Annotated in this window: 1 pseudogene; it reads right to left on the reverse strand. The window is 77.9% G+C overall.

The annotated features are described in order from the left end of the window. Positions 1-570 (reverse strand): annotated as a pseudogene (locus ABD841_RS40630) (hypothetical protein); the annotation flags it as partial.

The raw sequence follows: 570 nt of genomic DNA on the forward strand, positions 1-570 counted from the left end.
CGTTGAGCGCCCACATCAGCAGGTGCGGGTCGTCCAGCCGGCGGGCCATCGCGATGGCCTCGGCCGACAGGGCGTCGCAGCGCGGGTTGTCGACCCCGTCGTACAGCTCCTGGGCCAGGCCGCCCAGCAGCCGGACCCGCTCGGGGCTGTCGGTCTCGGGAAGCTCCCGCAGCGCGGCTTCGAAGCGGTTCACCAGCTGGCACTCCACCGCCTCGTAGGAGTCGCGGAGCGCCCAGAAGGCCGGGGCGTCGAGCGCGGTCAGGGCGCGGATCACCGGCTCCGGGCCTGTTCCCGCCCGGTCGGCCGCGCGGATGGCCTCCGCCCGGGCCCGGCGCGCGCCGATCGGGTCGCCGGCCTTCAGCAGCGCGTCGACCTGGCGCAGCAGCAGCTCCACGTGGTCGGCCGGGTCGCCCGCGGCGGCGTTGTGCGCGGCGATCGCCCGGCCCCACCAGGTGGCCGCCTCCTCGTAGGCCAGGCGCAGGCCCGCCTGCTCGGCCGCGGCCCGGGCCCAGCGCGCCGCCTCGGCGTACGCCCTGGGCCCGGCCTCGACCGCGTGGTGGGCGATGACGG

It is taken from the genome of Streptosporangium fragile, assembly GCF_039534445.1.
Lineage (GTDB): Bacteria > Actinomycetota > Actinomycetes > Streptosporangiales > Streptosporangiaceae > Streptosporangium > Streptosporangium fragile.